Here is a 21,506-nt window from a genome sequence, read left to right as displayed (position 1 = left end):
TCATGAATAAACATGGTTCTTTGTCGTTTCTCCTTTCATGTAGTTTGTGGTTATACTGTAATCTGAAATATTCAGATTGTCAACGCATTATATATGATTTTTTCAGATTTATCTGTTTTTCACAAATTCGCTGTATGAATTTTTCATATTTCATTGTGAAGTAGGTGCTCAAATGGATTCCTGTGTAGAAAGAATTTTAGAAGCTATTTCCTCGCTGGGTATTGATCAAAAGTCTTTCGCACAAATGATCGGTGTTCGGCCGCAGGCTATAACAGACTGGAAAAACGGGAAAACCGTTTCTTATAAGCGGCACATCGAAAAGATCGCCGAGGCCCTGGGCACCACCACGGAGTACCTGCTCACCGGCAAAAAAGAACCCGCCGGCCAGCAGGCCGACGGGAAGCAGGAAGAGTTTATGCAGCTGTACCAGCAGCTCACGCCCCAGGAGCAGGCGTTTTTTCTAAGCCAGCTGCGAGGCTACGTAAAAGATCGAGGAACATCGTCTGCTCCTCAGGAGTGAGCTGGTCAAACAGCTCCAGAGCTTCTGTGAGCCGGTCATTCTGCGCCATGGAAGATCCTCCTTTTCCGGCTCATGGCCGGGCATATCCGCCGTTAGGCGGTCTACCCAGTGGCACCCAAACAAAAAAACGTGCACGTCCGCGTGCATCAAAAAAATAAAAAGTGTCCGAATCGGACACTTTCTTTTGGAGGGGATTAACGTGGGATTGTTTTCAAGAGAAGCCGCCATTTGTTCAGTCTGTGGTGAAGAATGCGATTTTCCAAAATATCGACTCGCAGATAATTTGTGGCTATGTCAGGACTGTTTGAAAGATGCGGGAATCTCCGATACTTCCGCTCTTAAAAACATGACTAAAAGAGACATTCAGGCAAGAATTTCCAACAGCGCCAGTTATGATGCAATGGCTCGGAAAATGTACAAATACGCTGTTGACAATGGCTTTGGCCGTGGCTGGAATGAAACTTGGGGTGTCAAGCATTTCCGGGTAATTGCCGAAAAACTACTGCCCGGAGAAGAATTCATGATGGCCTTTATTGGCCTTCACAACTATGTGAGCGCAACCAAGCACGATCAAAACTATGCTTATGCAATTACCAACAAGCGGATTTTAATGGGGCAAAAGTTAAAGATTGCAGGGGAAAATTTCCAATCCATCTATCTGGATAATATCAACGATATTACGTTTTCTTCCGGCCTGATCCTTGGTGTGCTGACGATCGACACCATCAAGGAAGTATTTAACGTTGGGTTAGATAAGAACAGCGCAAAAGAAATCAGTGCAAAGGTCTTGCAAGTATTCCACGACCTCCGTGCCCAAAAGGAACCTGCACCAACCGCTCAAGCGTCTGCTCCGGCATTCAGCGCTGCAGATGAGATTTTGAAGTTCAAGCAGCTTCTTGATGCCGGCGTCTTGACGCAAGAAGAGTTCGACGCGAAGAAAAAGCAGCTGTTGGGTTTATAAGTTTTACTTAAAATAAACGTGTCCGATTCGGACACGGGGAGTGTGTGTGATGAAAAATAGCGGGCAAAAGCCACTTGTGGACAGATTGCTCAAGCCAGTCTTAATTGTGTGCGTCTGCATCATTGTTGTCTGTGTCAGTGTAATTACTATTGTTTCAAAAAAAGATGCAGCGCAGCAAAAAGCCGCTGAAGATGAAGAGCGTCGAGCCATTGCCACGGCCATGGTCGCCCTGGATCAATATGCTCCGGATGTAGACTATGAATCCGATCTTACAACCGCAGATGATTGGCTTGTATATTTCAATCCGGATGGAACTGTTACTGTATGGGCCCCGGCGGTATATGGGAAAATTGCCGTAATGCTCACGGGCAGCAATGGAGAATATGCTCCCTATTTTGTCAGTGTCGATGGTGAAGAGCTGTTAAACCTGCCACAGTAACTATTGGAGTCGGAGGATTGTGGCATGAAAAAGCGCGCAGATGGTCGATACCAGATGAATCTCACAATCACCGGCGCAGATGGGAAGCCCAAGCGCAAAACATTTTACGGAGCATCCCCGCAGGAAGTCCGCCGGAAAGTGTTGGAGTTTACTGGTGAGCAGGCCAAGGGGAAAACACTGCGGGAAGTCTGTCATGGCTGGCAGGCGGAGGCAGAGCAGGAGATCCGATATAACACCCTTACCTGCTATAAAAAGCCGACAGAGGACGTCCTGGAGGCATTTGGAGACGTTCGCATCCGGGAGCTCACCACACTGGACATTGAGTCGTTTTTGCGGGCACTGGCAAAAAAGGGCTTTGCCCGGCAGACAGTCCGTGTGCGACTGGTGGTGCTTAATCGGATCTGTAAGTATGCCATGCGTCACGGAGATCTCACCGCAAACCCAGCGGCAGCTGCTCAGCTCCCTAAGGGCCTGACTTCGAAAAAGCGGGAGATGCCAACAAACGACGCCTTGGCCAAAGTCACGGCTCTGGAGCCGACTGGCTTTAACCTGCTGCCGATCCTGCTTTATTACACCGGATGCCGGCGCGGTGAGGCAATGGCACTAGAATGGGCAGACATCGACGTCAAAGCCCGGGTTATCCACGTTACAAAAGAGGTGGAGTACCACGGCAATGCGCCAGTAATCGTTAAATGGACCAAGAGCGCCGCCGGGCGCCGGGATATCATTATCCGTTCCAAACTCCTTGACCTCCTGCCAAAAGGCAAGAAAAAGGGCCTCCTCTTTCCGGGGAAAGATGGAGGCCCCATGACCAAAGGCGAGTTTATCCAGTGGTGGGATGATCTTAAACTGGGCATCACACCTCACCAGCTGCGCCATGCTTATGTGACGGAGCTGTACGAGGCAGGCGTACCCGCCGAGGTTGCCATGACGCAGACCGGCCACTCCGACATCAAAACTATGCGCGGGATCTACACGCACATCCGGGATAGTCAGACGGATAAAGCCAGAGCGTTGCTGGACGCCTATGATACCAGTGAAAAAAAGAATGTAGTCAAATCGTAGTCAAATTCTTTGTATTGCTTGATACTAGGCGGGTTTTATATGATTGGAAATCATGTAGGCCCCTAAAGGGTCTCGAGGGTTCGAATCCCTCCTTCTCCGCCAAATCGGAGCAAGCAAATGCTTGCTCCGATTTTTATTTTTGCTGCTTCAAAACACGCTGCATAGGAGGTGCACATTGAATACAAAATCCTACCTGCCGATTCTGGCAGCCGCCGCCCTCTGGGGCGCCATCGGCGTATTTTCCAACGCGCTGCGCGCCGTGGGCTTTACTCCGGTGCAGATCGTGGCCATTCGGGTCTCCACTGCCGCCGTCGCACTGACGCTGTATATTCTGGTCCGGGACCGGTCGCTGCTGCGGGTGCGGCTGCGGGACTGCTGGTGCTTTGTGGGCACAGGCATCATCAGCCTGGTCTTTTTCAACTGGTGCTACTTCACCGCCATCGAACTGACCAGCCTGGCCGTGGCGGCCGTACTCATGTACACGTCGCCCATTTTCGTCATGCTGTTTTCCGCCGTGCTGTTTCACGAGCCCATCACCGGCAAAAAGGTCACAGCCGTAATCATGACCTTTCTGGGATGCCTGTTTGTGGCCGGTGTGTTTGGCAGCAGCGAACACGCCTTCTCTCCGGGCGGTATCCTCATCGGGATCGGTGCCGGCGTAGGCTACGCCCTGTACAGCATTTTCGGGCGCTTTGCCCTGAAAAAAGGGTATTCCCCCGTAACCATCTCCGAGTACACATTTCTCTTTGCCGCTCTGGGCGCTCTCCCCCTGTCCCGGATTTGGGAGTCCACCTCTTTGCTGACCCAGCCGCAGACCATGATCGGCGCCCTGGGCATCGGCGTTTTGTGCTGTGTGTTCCCCTTTATTCTCTACACCCAGGGTCTGGCTGGCGTGGAGACCGGCAAGGCCGCCATTCTGGCCACTGTGGAGCCGGCTGTGGCCGCGCTTTTGAGCTTCGCCCTTTACGGAGAGTCCCTGCTGGGCTTCAAGGGCGTGGGCATTCTACTGATCTTTGCCTCGGTGGTGCTGCTCAACCATACCCCAAAACAGCAGAAAAGTTCCCTGTCCCAAGCAGGCTGACTGCCACTTTTCATTTTTTCCGGGACGTGCTATGATGGGAAGAAAGCAATGCAAAGGAAGTGACCTCTCATGAAAACTGCGCTGGTGCTGGAGGGCGGCGCCTTCCGCACCATCTTCTCCTCCGGTGTGTGCGACGCCTTCCTGGACGGCGGACTGCCTCTGCCGGATTACACGCTGGGTGTCTCCGCCGGTATCTCCTACGGCGTGAGCTATCTCTCCCGGCAGAGCCGCCGGAACCTGCGGGTACTTACCACCTATGTCAGGGACCGGCGCTACATGGGAATGGGCAACTATCTGCGCCGGGGAAACCGCTCCTATTTCGGCCTCCGCTTTTCCTACGAGACGATCCCCAATGAGCTGGAGCGCTTTGACTATGATGCGTTCGCGGCCTATCCGGGCCAGGCAGAGGCGGTGGTCACCAATCTGGAAACCGGGCAGGCCGACTATCTGCCGGTGCCCCGGCACGACGAGCACAATCTGCTGCTCCAGGCCACCTGTGCCATCCCCTTCCTCTTCCCCGTCTACCACATCAACGGCCAGCCCTATCTGGACGGCGGCTGTGCCGACGCCATTCCCTGGAAGCACGCCTTTGATGTGGGCTGCGACCGGGTGGTGGTGATTCTGACCCGGGAGCGCAGCTACGAAAAGACGCAGGACCGCACCATGCCCATCCTGCGGCGGGCCTTCCGGAAGTACCCCCGCTTTGTGGAAACGCTGGAAACCCGGGCTCAGCGGTACAACCAGTGCCGTGCGGAGCTCTTCGATCTGGAGCGGGAGGGCCGGGTGCTGGTCATCGCCCCGGAGGACACCACCGGCTTTTCCCGGACAGAGCGGGATCTGGAGAAGATCCGTGCTCTGTGGCAGTCCGGCTACTTTGCCGGGCGGCGATCCCTGCCCGCCGTGGCGGAATTCTGGTCGGGCAAAAATTCGTAAATTTTGCGTGAAACGCCTTCCTTTCCCAGGAGGCGTTTCTCTTTTTCACAAATGTTCCACGTTTGCATTGTGAAATTTCTCTTATAATTTACGCAAATTTTACAAAAATTGTCGTACCCTCTTCTCAGTGCGGTTTTTTGAATATATAATGTTAAAGCTGCATATCCGTAAAGGAGCGGCATTAGATTCGTGCATATTTTTTTTGCCTGTAAACGCCTGACCGAAAGAAGAAAAAGGAGCAACAGCATGGATATTTTCTCCGTCTTTACCCTTTGCGGCGGCCTGGCTTTCTTCCTCTACGGCATGACCACCATGTCGAAAAGCCTGGAGAAGATGGCCGGCGGCAAGCTGGAACGCATTTTGAAGCGCATGACCTCCAACCCGTTCAAGAGCCTGCTGCTTGGCACCGGCATCACCGTGGCCATCCAGTCCTCCTCCGCGGTGACGGTCATGCTGGTGGGACTGGTCAACTCCGGCGTCATGGAGCTGAGTCAGACCATCGGCGTCATCATGGGCTCCAACATCGGAACTACCACCACCGCCTGGATTCTCTCCCTGACGGGCATCGAGAGCGACAACGTGTTTGTCAACATGCTCAAGCCGGAGAGCTTCTCCCCCCTGCTGGCCATGATCGGCGTCATCCTCATCATGGGCTCCAAAAAGCAAAAGCGCCGGGACATCGGCCGGGTCATGGTGGGCTTTGCCATTTTGATGTACGGCATGGATCTGATGAAGGGCGCCGTGGAGCCGCTTTCCGAGGTCCCCGCCTTCACCGAGCTGCTCACCGCCTTCCAGAACCCCCTGCTGGGCGTGCTGGTAGGCATGGTGTTCACCGCCGTCATTCAGTCCTCCTCCGCCTCTGTGGGCATTTTGCAGGCCCTGGCCCTCACCGGCTCTGTGTCCTTCGGTGCCGCCATTCCCATCATCATGGGTCAGAATATCGGCACCTGTGTCACCGCCCTCATCAGCTCCATCGGCGTCAGCCGCAGCGCAAAGCGGGTGGCCGTGGTGCATATCTCCTTCAATGTCATCGGCACGGCGGTGTGTATGGTGCTTTTCTACAGTGCCAACGCCCTGTTCCACTTCACGTTCCTCAACGACCCCATCGGCGTGGTGGGCATTGCCTTCTGCCACTCCGTGTTCAATATCTTTACCACAGTCCTGCTGCTGCCGTTCTCCCGCCAGCTGGAAAAGCTGGCGCGGAGACTGGTGCCCAGCGAAAGCCGCAAAGAGAGCTTCGCCTTCCTGGACCCCCTGCTGCTGCGCACGCCCGGCGTGGCCATCAGCGAGTGTGTCTCCATGACCAACCAGATGGGCGAGCTGGCCCATGAGAACCTGCTGCTGTCCCTGGAACAGCTGAGCGCGTACAGCGAGGAACGGGAAAATCAGATTGTTCAAAATGAGGACAAGCTGGATATATACGAGGACCGGCTGGGCAGCTATCTGGTCCAGATCTCCCAGCACGGCGTGTCCATGGAGGACATGCGCACCGTCTCCCGCCTGCTCCACGCCATCGGTGATTTCGAGCGCATCGGCGACCACGCCCTCAACCTGCAGGAGTCGGCTCAGGAGCTCCACGAGAAGGATCTGCGCTTCTCCGATTCTGCCGAGGAGGAGCTGGGAGTCCTGCTGGACGCCCTGCGGGACATTATGAACCGCGCCTTCTCCTGCTTCACCGCCGATGACTCCCACGCCGCCTTGTCCGTAGAGCCTCTGGAGGAGACCATTGACCGGTTGATCGAGGAGGTCCGCATGCGCCACATCCAGCGGCTCCAGACCGGTGAGTGCACCATCCAGCTGGGCTTTATTCTCAGTGACCTTCTGACCAACTTCGAGCGGGTATCCGACCACTGCTCCAACATTGCCGTGTGCATCCTGGAAGAACAGGACAGCTCCCTGGACCGCCACGCCTATCTCCACAGCCTCAAAACCGACGACGGCTTTGCCCGTCATCTTGCCAGTCAGCTGGAAAAGTATCAGCTGCCCCGGCAGGCATGAACTTTTATACAGCGAGCCCGCTTTCCGGCGGGCTCGCCTTTTTTGAATATGCAGTTTTTTATTCATTTTATGCATGCGTGCTTTTGTGAATATGACGAACTGCTCCTTGTTTTCCCTGTTTTCTTCGGTTATCTTTTGGCACTTTCATCTTCAATTCAAATAAATATTCATTTTCCGTGAAAAAGTATTGACATTCTTACAGGGACGTGGTAAGGTTAGGCATGTTCCAAAGGGGAGACAATCCCCGCGGCATAGAGAATCCCCGCTGCGGCGGGTAACATGAAATTTGGAAGAGGATGAATGTTATGAAGAAACTGTTTGCGCTGCTGCTGGCTCTGGCCATGACCGCCAGCCTGGCTGCCTGCGGCTCCAAGGAAGAAGAGAGCACGGAAGAAGAGGCTGTGGATTACTCCACCATGTCCATCGACGAGCTCAAGTCTCAGATCACCACCATCACCGAGGGCAAGCTCACCGTGGCCACCAGCCCTGACTTTGCCCCCTATGAGTTCTATGCGCTGGACGAAAACGGCAATCCCCAGCTGGCCGGCTTCGACATGGCCCTGGCCCAGTACATCGCCGACTATCTGGGCCTGGAGCTGGAAGTGATCCCCATGGACTTTGACGGCACCATCATGGAGCTGCAAAACGGCAACGTGGATCTGGGCATGGCCGGTTACTCCCCCGATCCCAAGCGTGCCGACAGCATGGACTTCTCTGACGTGTACATCACCGGCGGCCAGTCCTTCGTCTGCACCCAGGCCAACAAGGACCTGTTCACCTCCATGGAGGATGCCAACAAGGCTGAGTATCAGCTCGGTGCCCAGGTGGGTTCCATCCAGGCTGATCTGGCCAAGGAGAACACCCCCGACGCCGATATCGTGGAGCTGACCAAGGTGCCCGACATCATTGCCGAGGTGCTGACCGGCAAGCTGGACGGTGCTTACATCGAGACTATGGTGGCTGAGAGCTATGCGTCCCAGTACCCCGACCTGTGCGTGGCTCTGGACGTTCCCTATGACGCCAAGGGCTCCGTGGTGGGCGTGTCCAAGGGCAATGCCGCTCTGCTGGCCGGTGTGAACATGGCTATCGCCGCCGCCAAGGAAGACGGTTCCTTTGATCAGTTCGTGGTCGAGGCCGTGGATCAGGCTTCCGGCGATATCTACGAGGGCACTCTGGACTCTGCCGAGGCTCCTGCCGCCTGATTTGTTCCTGCGTTCCGATTCCTCCCCGCGGTCTCCGCGGGGAGGAATTGACTGCTTCCTGAAACAAGAGAAAAAGGAGGAAACCGCCTGTGTTTACTGCCGCCGGTTTCGAAAAAACATTTGCCTATATCGATCTTTTCAAGCAGGGCCTGGTCTGCACGGTATCCTTGTCCGCGCTGACCGTTATCTTCGGCTTCATCCTGGCGCTGATCCTGGCCGTGATGCGGCTTTCGGATGTCTGCCCCCTGCGGTTCCTGGCACTGACCAAGGACGGTCATCTCCGGGATCAGGGCTTTGTGGCGGCAGTGAGCCGGTTCAATCCCATCCGGTTCCTGGCCACTGTGTATGTGGAAGTCTTCCGGGCCACGCCTATGCTGGTCCAGCTGTTCATAATCTACTATGTAGTCTTTGACGGCGTGGACCTGCCCACTTTCAAGATCTTCGGTTTTATCCGGTTTGAGCGGTTCCTCCCCGGCGTGGTGGCCCTGGCCCTCAACTCCGGTGCCTATCTCTCCGAGATCATCCGCTCCGGCATCCAGTCCATCGACGGCGGCCAGACGGAGGCAGCCCGCTCTCTGGGCCTGAGCCAGGTGCAGAACATGCGCTTTGTGGTAATGCCCCAGGCCATCAAGAATATCCTGCCGGCCATCGCCAACGAGTTTGTCACCATCATCAAGGAATCCTCCATCTGCTACACCATCGGTGTCCAGGAGATCATGTACGCGGTAACCTCCATCAAGGGCGCTACCTATCGGATCGCCGAGCCGCTGGTCATTGCCACGCTGGTTTACTTCTGCCTGACCTTCCCCACCAGCAAGATCATCGCGTACTTTGAAAGGAGAATGAGCCGTGGCGACAAGAGATAGTCTGATCCAGGTCAAAGACCTGAAGAAATATTACAACCACGGCGCCATCAAGGCGCTGGACGGCGTCACCGTGGACATCAACCAAGGGGACGTGATGGTGGTCATTGGTCCCTCCGGCTCCGGCAAGTCCACCTTCCTGCGCAGTCTGAACCTGCTGGAGGTGCCCACCGGCGGTTCCATCGTGTTCGACGGCGTGGATATCACCAAAAAGAAGGTGCAGAATGCCCAGGGCAAGATGGTCAAGCTGAATATCGACCAGCACCGGCAGAAGATGGGCATGGTGTTCCAGCACTTCAACCTCTTCCCCCATATGACCATCATGGACAACATGACCCTGGCGCCCGTCCAGGTCAAGCACATGCCCGTGGAAAAGGCCCAGGAAAAGGCCCTGGCCCTTCTGGACCGGGTGGGCCTGAAGGACCGCGCCGGCGCCTATCCCATTCAGCTCTCCGGCGGTCAGAAGCAGCGGATCGCCATCGTGCGTGCGCTGATGATGGAGCCTCAGGTCATGCTCTTTGACGAACCCACCTCCGCGCTGGACCCGGAAATGGTCGGCGAGGTGCTGGAGGTTATGAAGGAGCTGGCTCAGGAGGGCATGACCATGGTGGTCGTTACCCACGAGATGGGCTTTGCCCGGGAAGTGGGCAACCGGGTGCTGTTCATGGCCGACGGCAAGCTTCTGGAGCAGGGCTTGCCCGCGGACATTTTCGAGCACCCCCAGCATCCCCGGCTGCAGGACTTCCTCAGCAAGGTGCTGTAATTCCCGGTTTTTCCCAGGGCACGCACCGAAAGTGCGTGCCCTTTTTCATGGGGCGCCGGACGCCCCCCGCCATTTCATCTGCGAGAAAGAAAGGAGCAACATGGTATGACCCAAGAAAAGCAAGCGGCCGTAGCCGCTGTGGAGGCCAAGGCCGACCTTATCGGGCAGGTGGCCGATCAGATCTGGGACTACGCGGAGCTGTCCCTTCAGGAGGACCGCTCTGCCGCGCTGTACTGCCAGGTTCTGGAGCAGGAGGGCTTCACGGTGGAAAAGGGCATCTGCAACATCCCCACCGCCTTTTCCGCCAGCTACGGCAGCGGCCGTCCCGTCATCGGCCTGCTGGCCGAGTACGACGCTCTCTCCGGCCTCTCCCAGGAGGGCGGAAGCCTGGAGCGGAAGGAGCGCACCCCCGGCGGCTGCGGACACGGCTGCGGGCATAACCTGCTGGGCGCCGGCGCTCTGGCCGCGGCTTTGGGTGTCAAGGCGTATCTGGAGTCCACCAAGACCCCCGGCACCGTGATCCTCTACGGCTGCCCCGGTGAAGAGGGCGGCGCCGCCAAGGCGTTCATGGCCCGGGAGGGATTGTGGTACGGCCTGGACGCGGCGCTGACCTGGCATCCCAAGGACGTCAACGAAGTGGTCACCGGCTCTTCCAACTCCTGCATTCAGACCCAGTACCTGTTTACCGGTGTGGCCTCTCACGCCGCCGGCGCCCCTGAACGGGGCCGCAGTGCCCTGGATGCCGTGGAACTGATGAACATCGGTGTTCAGTTCCTGCGGGAGCACATGAGCGACAAGGCCCGGGTCCACTACGCCATCACCGACACCGGCGGGCGCAGCCCCAACGTGGTGCAGCCCAAGGCCAGTGTGCTGTATATGGTACGCTCCAACCATGTGGCTGAGGCAGTGGAGCTCCAGAAGCGCGTGGACAAAATCGCGGAGGGCGCCGCGCTGATGACGGAGACCACCTATGAAAAGCGCTTCATTGACGGCCTGGCGGACACGGTTACCAACCGGGCTCTGGAAAAGGTGCTCTACGAGAACTTCCAAGCCCTGGGCGTTCCCTCCTATACGTCGGAGGAGCTGGCCTTTGCCGATCAGCTGTCCAAGACCTATCCCGGCAGCGACAGCGCCCCCGGCATCGGCAGTGATTTCGACCCCGCCTATGCCCAGGAGGCCCTCCGGATGCACCGGGAGGCGGGCCACGCCATGAACAGCTTCCTGGTGCCTTTGTACCAGGGTGACGCCTTCGAGCCCGGCTCCACGGATGTGGGCGACGTAAGCTGGCAGTGCCCCACCGGTCAGATCCATGTAGCCACCTGGCCCAACGGCTGTCCCGGCCACAGCTGGCAGAATGTTTCCTGCGGCCGCACAGATCTGGGCCACAAGGGCGCCGTCCACGCCGGCAAGGTGCTCTGCGCCTCCGTCATCGACCTGATGACCAATCCCGCTTTGCTGGAGGAGGCCAAGGCCGAGTTCCGCCGCCGCACCGCCGACGGCTATGTGTGCCCCATCCCCCCCGATGCGGTTCCCACCATTCCCGAATAAATTCCCATCCACAAATGGGCACCCGGAAAATCCGGGTGCCCATTTTGCAATAAATTTTTGTTTTTTCTAAAAAATTTTTGTTTGCTTTTACAATTTCTTGTGTTATGATACAGTTGTATTGAGAAACTAACCCGAAAGGAGCCATCGTTATGGAATCTTCTCCCCGCGGTCGTGATCTCCTGTTTCAATTTACCGGCAGACCCCCTCTTGGTACCTCTGTATCCCTGGCATTGCAGCATCTGGTTGCAATGATCGTCGGCTGCGTCACGCCGCCCATCATCATTGCAGGCGCCGTCGGCCTCAGTCAGGCCGATCGTGTGCTTTTGATCCAGGCGTCCCTGGTCATGTCCGCCGTGTGCACCATTTTGCAGCTGTTCCCCATCAGCCGCTACTTCGGTTCCGGCCTGCCCGTGATTCTGGGCGTCAGCTTTGCCTATGTGCCCAGCATGCAGGCCATCGCCTCCTCGGGCGGCGGTGTGGCGGCCATTGCCGGCGCCATGATCGTCGGCGGCGTGGTTGCCGTCCTGGTGGGCATTTTTGTCAAGAAGATCCGGCTGCTGTTCCCGCCGGTCATCACCGGTACGGTGGTGTTCACCATCGGTCTTTCCCTCTATCCCACCGCCATCAACTACATGGCCGGCGGAACTGCCAACACCGCCGAGGCCATTGCCGCCTCCGGCGCCTCCGAGTCCCTGATCTACGGCTCCTGGCAGAACTGGCTGGTGGCTGCCATGACGCTTGCCGTGGTCATTATTCTCAACCATTTTGCCAAGGGTCTTTGCAAGCTGGCCTCCATTCTCATCGGCATGCTCTTCGGCTACGTGGTGGCCGCCGTGTGTTTCGGTATGGTGAGCTTTTCCAGCGTGGGCGAGGCGGCCTGGTTCTCCCTGCCCCGCTTCCTGCACTTCGGCGTCACGTTTGATCCCGCCTCCTGCATTGCCATCGGGCTGCTGTTTGCCATCAACTCCATTCAGGCTATCGGCGACTTCACAGCCACCACGGTAGGCGGCATGGACCGCGATCCCACCGACCGGGAACTGCAGGGCGGCATCATTGCCTACGGCGTCAGCAACATCCTCACTGCCCTCTTCGGCGGCCTTCCCACCGCTACATATTCCCAGAACGTGGGCATCGTCACCACCAACAAGGTCATCAACCGGACGGTGTTTGCCCTGACCGGCGGCTTTCTGCTGCTGGCAGGCGTATCCCCCAAGTTTGCCGCCATTCTGACCACGATCCCTCAGTGCGTGCTGGGCGGCGCCACGGTGACCGTATTCTCCACCATCGCCATGACCGGCATGAAGCTCATTGCTTCCCAGGATCTGACCGCCCGCAATACCACCATTGTAGGTCTGTCCGCTGCTTTGGGCGTTGGCATTTCCCAGGCGGCTGAGTCCCTGAGCCAGTTCCCCGACAGCTTCACCATGATTTTCGGCAAATCCCCCGTAGTGGTGGCCACCATCATGGCTGTGCTGCTGAACCTGGTTCTGCCCCGGGAGAAAAAGTAAAAAAAGCTCCCTGCGGAATGTGCGCAGGGAGCTTTTTTCACTGCTTGGGATGTTCCAGCTCCGCCATACTCCGCCGGAACTGGAAGAAAAACATGGTGGCCGTGGTGCACACCGCCAGAATATCCGCCACCGGCTCCGCCAGGAACACCGCAAACGCCTTATCGGTAAAGAAGTGGGGCAGGATATAGATCAGCGGGATCAGCAGGATGATCTTCCGCAGCACCGCCAGAAACAGCGATGTCTTTGCATTTCCCAGGGCAATGAACGTCTGCTGGCAGGCGATCTGCACGCCGAACACACCGGTGGCCGCCATATAGATTCTGAGGGCCCAGGAAGCATAATCCACCAGCGTGGAATCACTGTTGAAGATCAGGATGAACATGCGGGGGAACAGCTGCACCAGCAGCCAAAGGCACATGGAATACACCACGCAGGCCTTGAGCAGGCACTTGAAGGCCTCCCGGACCCGCTCCGGCTTTTTGGCGCCGTAATTGTAGCTGACAATGGGCTGGGCACCCTGAGTCAACCCCTGGAGGGGCATCATGGCAAACTGCATGATGCTGGTGAGCACCGTCATGGCACCCACAGCGATGTCGCCGCCGTATTTGAGCAACGAGGAGTTGAAGCAGATGGCGATCAAACTCTCCGTGGACTGCATGATAAAGGGAGACAGGCCCAGCGCAAGGCAGGGCAGCACCACCTTGGCCCGGGGCCGCAGGTTTTTCCCCTCCAGGCGCCACTTGGTCTGTTTGCTCCGCAGGAACCGGATGACCCACGCTGCCGACACCGCCTGAGAGAGGATGGTGGCCAGCGCCGCCCCCTTGACTCCCATATCCAGGCCGAAGATGAAAATGGGGTCCAGCACCGTATTCAAGATGGCGCCGATGAGCACCGTCCGCATGCTGACAGTAGTAAATCCCTGCGCCGTGATATAGGCATTCATGCCCAGAGTAACCTGGACGAACAGCGTGCCCAGAGCGTAGATGTTCATGTAGTCCAGGGCGTACCCGATGGTATTTTCACTGGCACCGAAGGTCAGCAGCATAGGCCGGGCAAACACCCGCAGCACCACCGTCAGCACCAGCGACACAATGACCAGCATGGTAAAGCAGTTGCCCATAATCCGCTCCGAGGCGGCCTTTTCGCCCCGGCCCTCGGCAATGGATGCCCGGGGGGCACCGCCCATGCCCAGAAGTGCCGCAAACGCCGACACCACCATAATCACCGGCAGACACACGCCTACGCCGGTCAGCGCCAGCTTGCCCACCGTATCCACCGGGGTCATGTGACCGATGTACACCCGGTCCACCAGATTGTACAGCATGTTGACGATCTGGGAGGTGATGGTGGGCATGGCCAGAGAAAACAGCAGACGGCTGACTTTCCCGCTGCCCAGATCCACATTGTCCCGCTTCATTGTTCCCGCTCCTCTCCGGCCAGCTTTTCACTGTTGGCCACGATTTTTCTCAGAATGACCCGCAGGGTCTGCGTCTCCTCCGCCGTCAGTCCCTCCAGCAGCGCCCGTCCGCACCGGGCCTGCACCGCCTGAATCTTCCGTGCCGTGGGCCATCCCGCCCCGGTGATGGCCAGATGGACGATCCGCCGGTCCCGTTGGCTGGGACACCGCTCCAAAAGCCCTTTTCCCACCAGCAGCTCCACTGCCTGGGACACCTGGGATTTCCCAAGTCCCCGCACCGCCGCCATATCCCGGGCGGTGTCACAGCCGGGATTATTGGCAAGAAAGAGCAGTACCCGCGCCTCACCCATGGTCAATCCCGTGCGCTCCAGCAGCGGGGCCAGCTGCTGAGCCAGCATCCGTTCAAATTGGCGCGCCGCCTGCAAAAGCTGCGAAAACTCCATAGGCGCCTCCATTCGTTCTTTTTAAAACAGTTCTTTTTAAAACCATTTGAAAGCATAACACCATCCTTGGAATTTGTCAATCCACTGCCGCTTTAGCCATTGACAAACCCCCGATTCCGTATTATGATTTAAGAAAAAATCTGGTTTCAAAAACCAGATTATAAGGAGTTTTATATGACTTGGAATATTGTCAGCGACAGCAGCTGCGACCTGCGCATGTCCTCCTTCCAAAGCGACCTTGTCCGGTTTGAGATCGTTCCCCTGCGGCTGCAGGTAGGTGCCCGTGAGTTCCTGGATAACGACGAGCTGGTGGTCCCCGATCTGTTGGACGCCATGGCGGCGGAAAAGTCCGCCTCCTCCTCAGCCTGTCCCTCCCCTGCGGCCTTTGCCCGTGCCTTTGAAAACGGGGACTGTACCGTGTGCTTTACCATCTCCTCCAATCTCTCCGGCACCTACAATGCCGCCGTCATGGGCCGTGAGATGGCCCTGGAGGAGCACCCGGAGAAAAAAATCTGCGTCATTGACTCCAAGGCTACCGCCGGCGCCATGGTGCTTTTGATCCGAAAGGCGCAGGCACTGATGGAGGCCGCCTCCGGCCCGGAGGACTTTGAGAGCATCTGCGACGAGCTGCGGCTCCATCAGGCAGCCCTGCGCACCTGTTTTACCCTGGAGAATTTCGACAATCTCATTAAAAACGGCCGGATGCGTCCCCTGGTGGGCACGCTGCTCCACTCCCTGGGCATCCACGTCATTGCCGACGCCACGCCTCAGGGTACCATTCATGTGGCAGACAAGGCCCGTGGTGAGGCCAAGACCTACAAGGCCATTACCGCGCTCATGCGTCAGAGCAAAGACTGTACCGGTGCCGAGGTGGTCATCTCCCACTGTGAAAATCTCGCCGGTGCCCTCAAGCTCAAGCAGCAGATTTTGGAGGACCTGCCTGTGCGCAGCGTGGACATCCTCTCCTGCCGGGGACTCACCAGCTTCTACGCCATGGAAAAAGGCCTGATTCTGGGCTACTGAACCGAAAAAATCCATATGGAAGAAGAACAGGCTTCGGCCTGTTCTTTTTTTTGCCTGTTTTTCGCTTTCCGTGCATGAAACAGGAAAAAACACAGATTCTATGTCAGAGCAAACCCTGCGACAAAAAAGGAGTGATCCAAGATTGGAAACCGGGATTCATAATACCTCGGAAATCGGCCGTCTGCGGCGCGTTATGCTGCACCGTCCGGGTGCGGAGCTGGAAAACCTCATGCCCGAATACCTGGAGCGGCTGCTGTTTGACGACATCCCCTATCTGAAGGAAGCACAAAAGGAACACGACGCCTTTGCCGACTGCCTGCGCGCCCAGGGCGTGGAGGTGGTGTACCTTGGGGACCTGGTGGTGGAGTCACTGACGGACGGTGACGTGCGCCGGGACTTCATCCGCCAATTCCTGGACGAGTCGGACCTCCGGGACGCCCGCATGCGGGAGAGTCTGGAGGAATACCTGACCGCCATGCCTGACCGGGAGATGGTGGCTACCATGATGGCGGGCGTGCGGAAGGAGCAGCTGCGCACCGGCAGCGCACGGCTGGGAGACTACCTCTCCGCCGCCGACAGCTATCCCTTTGCCGTGGACCCCATGCCCAACCTCTATTTTACCCGTGACCCCTTTGCCACCATCGGCACCGGCGTATCCATCCACAAGATGCACACCCCCACCCGCAACCGGGAGACCCTCTTCGGCAAGTTTATCTTTGAGCACCATCCCCTCTACAAAAACGCCCCCCGCTGGTACGATCGGGGCCGGACCACCTCGCTGGAGGGCGGCGACATTCTGGTCCTCTCGCCCCAGGTACTGGCGGTTGGTATCTCCCAGCGGACCCGGGAGGACTCCATCGACGCTCTGGCGGAGACAGTGCTCTCCCAGAGCAAGACCTTCCGCAAGATTCTGGCCTTCAATATCCCCAAGACCCGCTCGTTCATGCATCTGGACACGGTGTTCACCATGGTGGACCGGGACAAGTTCACTGTCCACCCCAACATTCTCTCCAGCATCACCGTGTTCGTCATGGAACTGGACGAGAACCGGAAGATGACCATCCGTCAGGAGGACGGGCGGCTGGAGGACATTCTCAAAGAGCATCTGGGACTCGATCGCGTGACGCTGATTCCCTGTGGTCAGGGCAGCGAGATCGACGCCGCCCGGGAGCAGTGGAGCGACGGGTCCAACACGTTGGCCATCGCCCCCGGCGAGGTGGTGGTCTACTCCCGCAACTATGTGACCAACCGCTCGCTGGAGGAGGCAGGCGTCCGCATCCACACCATCCCCAGTGCGGAGCTCAGCCGCGGCCGGGGCGGTCCCCGGTGCATGTCCATGCCGCTGTGGCGGGACGATCCGGCCTGAAAAGGCAAATTCAAATCAAAAACAAGGAGTGTATACTATGGCTGTCAATTTGAAAGGACGCAGTTTTCTTACCCTGGAGGATTTCACCCCCGGCGAAATCCGGTATCTGCTGGACCTGGGCCATGATCTGAAGGCCAAGCGCCGGGCCGGAATCTGCGGTCACGCCCTGGAGGGAAAGCACATCGTGCTGCTGTTTGAAAAGACTTCCACCCGCACCCGGTGCTCCTTCGAGGTGGCCGCCACTCAGGAGGGTGCCCATGTGACCTATCTGGACGCAGGCAGCTCCCAGATGGGAAAGAAGGAGTCCCTGGAGGACTCGGCCAAGGTTCTTGGCCGCTTTTTCGACGGCATTGAGTACCGGGGCTACGCGCAGAAAGTGGTGGAGGACCTGGCCAAGTATTCCGGCGTACCTGTCTGGAACGGCCTGACCGACGCGGACCACCCCACCCAGATTCTCGCAGACATGATGACCATTGAGGAGCACTGCTCCAAGCCCCTGCGGGAGGTAAAAGTGGTATTCCCCGGCGACGTGCGCAACAACATGTGCTATGCCTGGATGTTCGGTGCGGCCAAGATGGGCATGCACTTTGTGGGTCTGGGACCCCAGGAGCTGGCCCGGGAAATGGACGACGCCCTGGTGCGCCGGGTGCAGGACATTGCCCTGGGTACCGGTGCCACCATCGAGATCACCCATGACCCCGCGGCCCTGCAGGGCGCGGACGTGATCTACGGCGACATCTGGGCCTCCATGGGCGAGGAAGACCTGATCCCCAAGCGCGCCGAACTGCTCTCTCCCTTCCGGGTGACAGAGGAGACGCTCAAAGCCACCGGCAACCCCAATGTGCTGTACCTGCACTGCCTGCCCTCCTTCCACGACTTTGAGACGAAGCTTGCCAAGGAGTGGAAGGACAAGGGCGTGGACATCCGGGAGGTCACCGACGAGGTGTTCCGCAGCCGCCACAGCGTGGTGTTCGACGAGGCGGAAAACCGCATGCACTCCATCAAGGCCGTGCTTGTGGCCACCATCGGAAAATAAGGAGCTGATCGTTTGGAAAAGTCCCGGTTCCGCATGCCCACAGCCTACACCATCTTATTTTTGCTGATCATCGCGGTGGCGGCCGCCACCTGGCTCATTCCCGCCGGCACCTACGACTATGTGGACGGCGTGCCCCAGGCGGGCACTTACCGTCCCGCCCCCGCGTCTCCTCAGGGCCCGGGTGCCGTGGCAAAGGCCGCCTTTTCCGGCTTTTACGAGGCGGTGGACGTGTGCGTGTTCATCCTGATGGTAGGCGGTTTTTTGAGCATTGTTATGAAGACCGGCGCCGTGGACGCAGGTGTGGGCAGCGTCATCCGCAGTCTGGGAGGACGGGAGGCGTGGCTCATCCCCATTTTGATGGTGTTTTTCGGCCTGGGCGGCACCACCTACGGTATGTGGGAGGAAACCATGGCCTTCTATCCTCTGCTCATCCCGGTATTCCTGGCGGCAGGCTATGACGCGGTGGTAGGCATCGCCGTCATCATGCTGGGTGCCGGCGCCGGCGTCATCAGCTCCACGGTGAACCCCTTCGCCACCGGCATCGCCGCCGGCTTTGCAGGTGTTTCCCTGGGAGACGGGATTTTGCTGCGGGCCGTCCAGTGGGTGGTATTCGAAGGCGTGGCCATCTGGTACGTCGCCGCCTACGCTGCCCGGGTAAAGCGAAATCCCTCCCACTCGGTGGTGGGTGTGGGCGCGGGCAAGCTCCAGGTGAGCATGGAGCAGTCCGTCCCCTTCACCCCCCGCCGCAAGGCTATCATCGGGGTATTCGCTCTGATCTTTCTGATTATGACCTACGCCGTCATTCCCTTCGATGAGATGGGACTGCCTCTGCCCACGCTGGGCTGGTGGTTTCCGGAGCTCAGCGCCCTGTTTTTGGTGGGCGGCATTTTGGTGGGGCTTATGGACCGCATGGGGGAAGAGACGCTGGTGGACACCTTCGTGGCCGGCTGCGCCGACCTTTTGGGCGTGGCCCTTATCATCGGCATCAGCCGTGGCATTACCGTGCTGATGAACGACGGCAGAATCACCGACACCATTCTTCACTGGGGCGAGTCTGCGCTCTCCGGTGCAGGCCCCGTTCAGTTTGTGCTGCTGGTATTTCTTCTCTACCTGCCGCTGTCGGTGCTGATTCCCTCTTCGTCGGGCCTTGCCACACTGTCCGTGCCCATTCTGGCCCCCCTGGCCAAGTTTGCCGGGGTAGGCGGCGCATTGGTCGTGACGGCGTTCCAGTCCGCCTCGGGCCTTGTAAATCTCATTACCCCCACCGCGGCCGTGGTCATGGGCGCCCTGGCCCTGGGCCATGTGCCTTACGACCGATGGCTCAAGTTCTCCTGGAAGCTCATCGCCGCCTTTACCGTGCTCATTGTCCTCTTTTTGATGGCAGGCGTGGTGCTGGAATAGCCGAAACGGCGCAAAAAAAGAACCGCTTTCGCGGTTCTTTTTTTGCATCTTACAGGGGCAGCTCTTTTTCGTCCTTTTCGCCGAATACGGCCAGGAACTCCGAGCGCTCCATGGTCTCGTGCTCCAGGAGGTACTTGGCCACCGTATCCAGAGCGTCTCTTTGCTGCTTGAGGATCTCCTCACAGCGATGGTAGGCATCTCCCACCACCCGCTGGACTTCCCGGTCGATCTGCGCCGCCACTGCCTCAGAGTAGCTGCGGCCCTGGGTCATGGTACGGCCGATGAACACCTCATCGTGACCCGACTCGAAGGAAACCGTGCCGATCTCATCGCTCATACCGTAGCTGGCCACCATCTTCCGGGCAATCTGGGTAGCCCGCTGGATGTCGTTGCTGGCACCGGTGGAGATATCTCCCAGGCACAGCTTCTCCGCCACTCGGCCGCCCAAAAGCGCCACAATCTGGTCTTCCATGTACCGCTTGGAGAGGTAGGAGCGGTCCTCCTCCGGCAGGGAGATGGTCATGCCGCCGGCCTGGCCCCGGGGTACGATGGTAATCTGGTTGACGGGATCGTGATCGGGCAGGGCGTGCATAACCACTGCGTGGCCCGCTTCGTGGTAGGCGGTCAGCTCCCGCTCGTGGGGCGGGATGACCCGGCTGCGCTTCTCAGGACCGGCGATAACCTTGATCTCTGCCTCCTTCAGATCTGCCATGGAAATATAGGGGTGTCCCTTCCGGGCGGCCAGCAGCGCACCCTCGTTGACCAGGTTTTCCAGATCCGCGCCGGTGAAGCCCGGCGTGCCCTGGGCCAGCTTCCGCAGATCCACATCCTCGGCCAGGGGTTTGCCCCGCACGTGTACCCGCAGGATCTCCTCCCGCCCCCGGATATCCGGCAGTCCCACGTACACCTGCCGGTCGAACCGGCCGGGACGCAGCAGCGCCGGGTCCAGCACGTCGGCCCGGTTGGTAGCCGCCAGGACCACCACGCCCTCGTTGGCAGCAAACCCGTCCATTTCCACCAGCAGCTGGTTGAGGGTCTGCTCCCGCTCGTCGTGCCCGCCGCCCAGTCCTGTGCCCCGCTGACGGCCCACGGCGTCAATCTCGTCAATAAAAACGATGGCGGGAGAATTTTTCTTGGCCTGTTCAAAGAGGTCCCGCACTCGGCTGGCGCCCACGCCTACATACAGCTCCACGAAGTCGGAACCGGAAATGGACAAAAAGCCCACGCCCGCCTCGCCGGCCACCGCCTTTGCAAGCAGCGTCTTGCCGGTGCCCGGAGGGCCCACCAGCAGCACGCCCTTGGGAATCCGGGCACCCAGGGCGATGTACTTTTTGGGGTCTTTCAAAAACTCCACGATCTCCTGGAGCTCTTCCTTTTCCTCATCGGCGCCGGCCACGTCCTCAAAGGTCACCTTTTTGTCCTTGTCGGTCAGCATCCGGGTACGGGCGGTTCCGAATTTGGCCATTCGGTCCGGCCCCATGCCTCCTTGAGTCCGGGCGATCATGAAGTACCACATGAAGGCCAGCACCACGGCCGTCAGCAGCCAGGGCAGCAGCACCTCCAGCCAGTTGGTGGACTCCGGCGGGGGATAATCGTAGCTTTTGATAATCCCCTTGGCGCTTTGCTCCTTGACCAGATCGTCCAGCTGATCGTAAAAGAGCTGGAAATCGTGGAGCCGGTAGCGTACGGTCTTGCTGCCGTTCAGCTCGTCTGTGAGGTTCATAGTGAGGGTATTGTTGGCGTCGATGGTAAAGGACTCCACCCGCTCCTGCTGGAACAGCTGGTAGACCTGGGCGTAGTCCAGCTGGGTCCCCCGGGTGTCCGCCTGCCACAGCCAGCTCAGGCAGGCCACAATCACCACAACCAAAAAGATGAAGCTCGCTCCGGACGCTCTACTCTGCTTTGTCACGTAACCAATTCCTCCTTCAAGCGCAGCGCC

19 protein-coding genes are annotated in these 21,506 nt (G+C 58.4%); 16 read left to right on the top strand and 3 right to left on the bottom strand.

The window, feature by feature from the left end; genetic code table 11:
* Positions 1 to 172 precede the first annotated feature (172 nt).
* The 12 genes from QZS13_RS00550 to QZS13_RS00495 all read left to right on the top strand — a co-directional run bounded on the left by QZS13_RS00550 (position 173) and on the right by QZS13_RS00495 (position 12,881).
* Complete coding sequence (locus QZS13_RS00550) at positions 173 to 520, top strand: helix-turn-helix domain-containing protein (protein WP_295584177.1); 348 nt, start codon at positions 173 to 175, stop codon at positions 518 to 520.
* 199 nt (positions 521 to 719) lie between these two features.
* Positions 720 to 1,481, top strand: a complete 762-nt coding sequence (locus QZS13_RS00545; protein WP_295584175.1) for a PH domain-containing protein — start codon at positions 720 to 722, stop codon at positions 1,479 to 1,481.
* Between the two features lie 49 nt (positions 1,482 to 1,530).
* Complete coding sequence (locus tag QZS13_RS00540; protein ID WP_295584173.1) at positions 1,531 to 1,920, top strand: hypothetical protein; 390 nt, start codon at positions 1,531 to 1,533, stop codon at positions 1,918 to 1,920.
* Positions 1,921 to 1,944: 24 nt separating this feature from the next.
* On the top strand, positions 1,945 to 2,985 hold the full coding sequence (locus QZS13_RS00535; RefSeq protein ID WP_295584171.1) for a site-specific integrase: 1,041 nt from the start codon (positions 1,945 to 1,947) through the stop codon (positions 2,983 to 2,985).
* Positions 2,986 to 3,160: 175 nt separating this feature from the next.
* Positions 3,161 to 4,066 carry a DMT family transporter gene (locus QZS13_RS00530; protein ID WP_295584169.1) on the top strand — a complete coding sequence of 302 codons (906 nt, stop codon included), beginning with the start codon at positions 3,161 to 3,163 and terminating at the stop codon, positions 4,064 to 4,066.
* Between the two features lie 69 nt (positions 4,067 to 4,135).
* Positions 4,136 to 4,999, top strand: a complete 864-nt coding sequence (locus QZS13_RS00525) for a patatin family protein (RefSeq protein ID WP_295584167.1) — start codon at positions 4,136 to 4,138, stop codon at positions 4,997 to 4,999.
* Between the two features lie 246 nt (positions 5,000 to 5,245).
* Positions 5,246 to 6,997 carry a Na/Pi cotransporter family protein gene (locus tag QZS13_RS00520; protein ID WP_295584165.1) on the top strand — a complete coding sequence of 584 codons (1,752 nt, stop codon included), beginning with the start codon at positions 5,246 to 5,248 and terminating at the stop codon, positions 6,995 to 6,997.
* Between the two features lie 305 nt (positions 6,998 to 7,302).
* On the top strand, positions 7,303 to 8,199 hold the full coding sequence (locus tag QZS13_RS00515; RefSeq protein WP_295584163.1) for a transporter substrate-binding domain-containing protein: 897 nt from the start codon (positions 7,303 to 7,305) through the stop codon (positions 8,197 to 8,199).
* An 89-nt stretch (positions 8,200 to 8,288) separates the two neighbouring features.
* Complete coding sequence (locus tag QZS13_RS00510; RefSeq protein WP_295584161.1) at positions 8,289 to 9,065, top strand: amino acid ABC transporter permease; 777 nt, start codon at positions 8,289 to 8,291, stop codon at positions 9,063 to 9,065.
* Position 9,066: 1 nt separating this feature from the next.
* Positions 9,067 to 9,825 (top strand): amino acid ABC transporter ATP-binding protein, encoded by a 759-nt coding sequence (locus tag QZS13_RS00505; protein WP_366557927.1) that lies wholly within the window; start codon positions 9,067 to 9,069, stop codon positions 9,823 to 9,825.
* Between the two features lie 105 nt (positions 9,826 to 9,930).
* Entirely contained in the window at positions 9,931 to 11,373 is a 1,443-nt protein-coding gene (locus QZS13_RS00500; RefSeq protein WP_295584157.1) for a M20 family metallopeptidase, read from the top strand.
* Between the two features lie 149 nt (positions 11,374 to 11,522).
* The gene (locus QZS13_RS00495; protein ID WP_295584155.1) at positions 11,523 to 12,881 is read left to right on the top strand and encodes a uracil-xanthine permease family protein; all 1,359 of its coding nucleotides are present in this window, start codon (positions 11,523 to 11,525) and stop codon (positions 12,879 to 12,881) included.
* Between the two features lie 37 nt (positions 12,882 to 12,918).
* On the opposite strand, the gene QZS13_RS00490 is transcribed toward QZS13_RS00495, so the two are convergent.
* Positions 12,919 to 14,298: an MATE family efflux transporter gene (locus tag QZS13_RS00490; protein ID WP_295584153.1), complete on the bottom strand. Its 1,380-nt coding sequence runs from the start codon at positions 14,296 to 14,298 to the stop codon at positions 12,919 to 12,921.
* Positions 14,295 to 14,741 carry a MarR family winged helix-turn-helix transcriptional regulator gene (locus QZS13_RS00485; protein WP_295584151.1) on the bottom strand — a complete coding sequence of 149 codons (447 nt, stop codon included), beginning with the start codon at positions 14,739 to 14,741 and terminating at the stop codon, positions 14,295 to 14,297. Before QZS13_RS00485 ends, QZS13_RS00490 begins: the two co-directional genes overlap by 4 nt.
* 174 nt (positions 14,742 to 14,915) lie before the next feature.
* Here QZS13_RS00485 and QZS13_RS00480 point away from each other — a divergent pair, with 174 nt between their 5' ends.
* The 4 genes from QZS13_RS00480 to QZS13_RS00465 all read left to right on the top strand — a co-directional run bounded on the left by QZS13_RS00480 (position 14,916) and on the right by QZS13_RS00465 (position 19,567).
* Positions 14,916 to 15,764 carry a DegV family protein gene (locus QZS13_RS00480; RefSeq protein WP_295584149.1) on the top strand — a complete coding sequence of 283 codons (849 nt, stop codon included), beginning with the start codon at positions 14,916 to 14,918 and terminating at the stop codon, positions 15,762 to 15,764.
* Positions 15,765 to 15,906: 142 nt separating this feature from the next.
* Positions 15,907 to 17,130, top strand: a complete 1,224-nt coding sequence (gene arcA, locus QZS13_RS00475; protein ID WP_295584146.1) for an arginine deiminase — start codon at positions 15,907 to 15,909, stop codon at positions 17,128 to 17,130.
* 37 nt (positions 17,131 to 17,167) lie between these two features.
* Positions 17,168 to 18,166, top strand: coding sequence for an ornithine carbamoyltransferase (argF, locus tag QZS13_RS00470; protein WP_295584144.1), 999 nt, complete (start codon positions 17,168 to 17,170; stop codon positions 18,164 to 18,166).
* 12 nt (positions 18,167 to 18,178) lie between these two features.
* Positions 18,179 to 19,567: a YfcC family protein gene (locus QZS13_RS00465; protein ID WP_295584142.1), complete on the top strand. Its 1,389-nt coding sequence runs from the start codon at positions 18,179 to 18,181 to the stop codon at positions 19,565 to 19,567.
* Between the two features lie 49 nt (positions 19,568 to 19,616).
* On the opposite strand, the gene ftsH is transcribed toward QZS13_RS00465, so the two are convergent.
* Positions 19,617 to 21,476 carry an ATP-dependent zinc metalloprotease FtsH gene (gene ftsH / locus QZS13_RS00460; protein WP_295584140.1) on the bottom strand — a complete coding sequence of 620 codons (1,860 nt, stop codon included), beginning with the start codon at positions 21,474 to 21,476 and terminating at the stop codon, positions 19,617 to 19,619.
* Positions 21,477 to 21,506: the final 30 nt, after the last annotated feature.

This window comes from uncultured Oscillibacter sp. (assembly GCF_900546705.1).
In the GTDB taxonomy this organism is placed as follows: domain Bacteria; phylum Bacillota; class Clostridia; order Oscillospirales; family Oscillospiraceae; genus Oscillibacter.
This window is presented reverse-complemented; position numbering and strand designations above follow the sequence as displayed.

Bases quoted from the DNA above. Each gene is read 5' to 3' on its own strand.
- QZS13_RS00550 (WP_295584177.1), top strand. From the start codon at position 173: ATGGATTCCTGTGTAGAAAGAATTTTAGAAGCTATTTCCTCGCTGGGT.
- QZS13_RS00540 (WP_295584173.1), top strand. From the start codon at position 1,531: ATGAAAAATAGCGGGCAAAAGCCACTTGTGGACAGATTGCTCAAGCCA.
- QZS13_RS00535 (WP_295584171.1), top strand. From the start codon at position 1,945: ATGAAAAAGCGCGCAGATGGTCGATACCAGATGAATCTCACAATCACC.
- QZS13_RS00525 (WP_295584167.1), top strand. From the start codon at position 4,136: ATGAAAACTGCGCTGGTGCTGGAGGGCGGCGCCTTCCGCACCATCTTC.
- QZS13_RS00520 (WP_295584165.1), top strand. From the start codon at position 5,246: ATGGATATTTTCTCCGTCTTTACCCTTTGCGGCGGCCTGGCTTTCTTC.
- QZS13_RS00515 (WP_295584163.1), top strand. From the start codon at position 7,303: ATGAAGAAACTGTTTGCGCTGCTGCTGGCTCTGGCCATGACCGCCAGC.
- QZS13_RS00500 (WP_295584157.1), top strand. From the start codon at position 9,931: ATGACCCAAGAAAAGCAAGCGGCCGTAGCCGCTGTGGAGGCCAAGGCC.
- QZS13_RS00495 (WP_295584155.1), top strand. From the start codon at position 11,523: ATGGAATCTTCTCCCCGCGGTCGTGATCTCCTGTTTCAATTTACCGGC.
- QZS13_RS00490 (WP_295584153.1), bottom strand. From the start codon at position 14,298: ATGAAGCGGGACAATGTGGATCTGGGCAGCGGGAAAGTCAGCCGTCTG.
- QZS13_RS00485 (WP_295584151.1), bottom strand. From the start codon at position 14,741: ATGGAGTTTTCGCAGCTTTTGCAGGCGGCGCGCCAATTTGAACGGATG.
- QZS13_RS00480 (WP_295584149.1), top strand. From the start codon at position 14,916: ATGACTTGGAATATTGTCAGCGACAGCAGCTGCGACCTGCGCATGTCC.
- argF (WP_295584144.1), top strand. From the start codon at position 17,168: ATGGCTGTCAATTTGAAAGGACGCAGTTTTCTTACCCTGGAGGATTTC.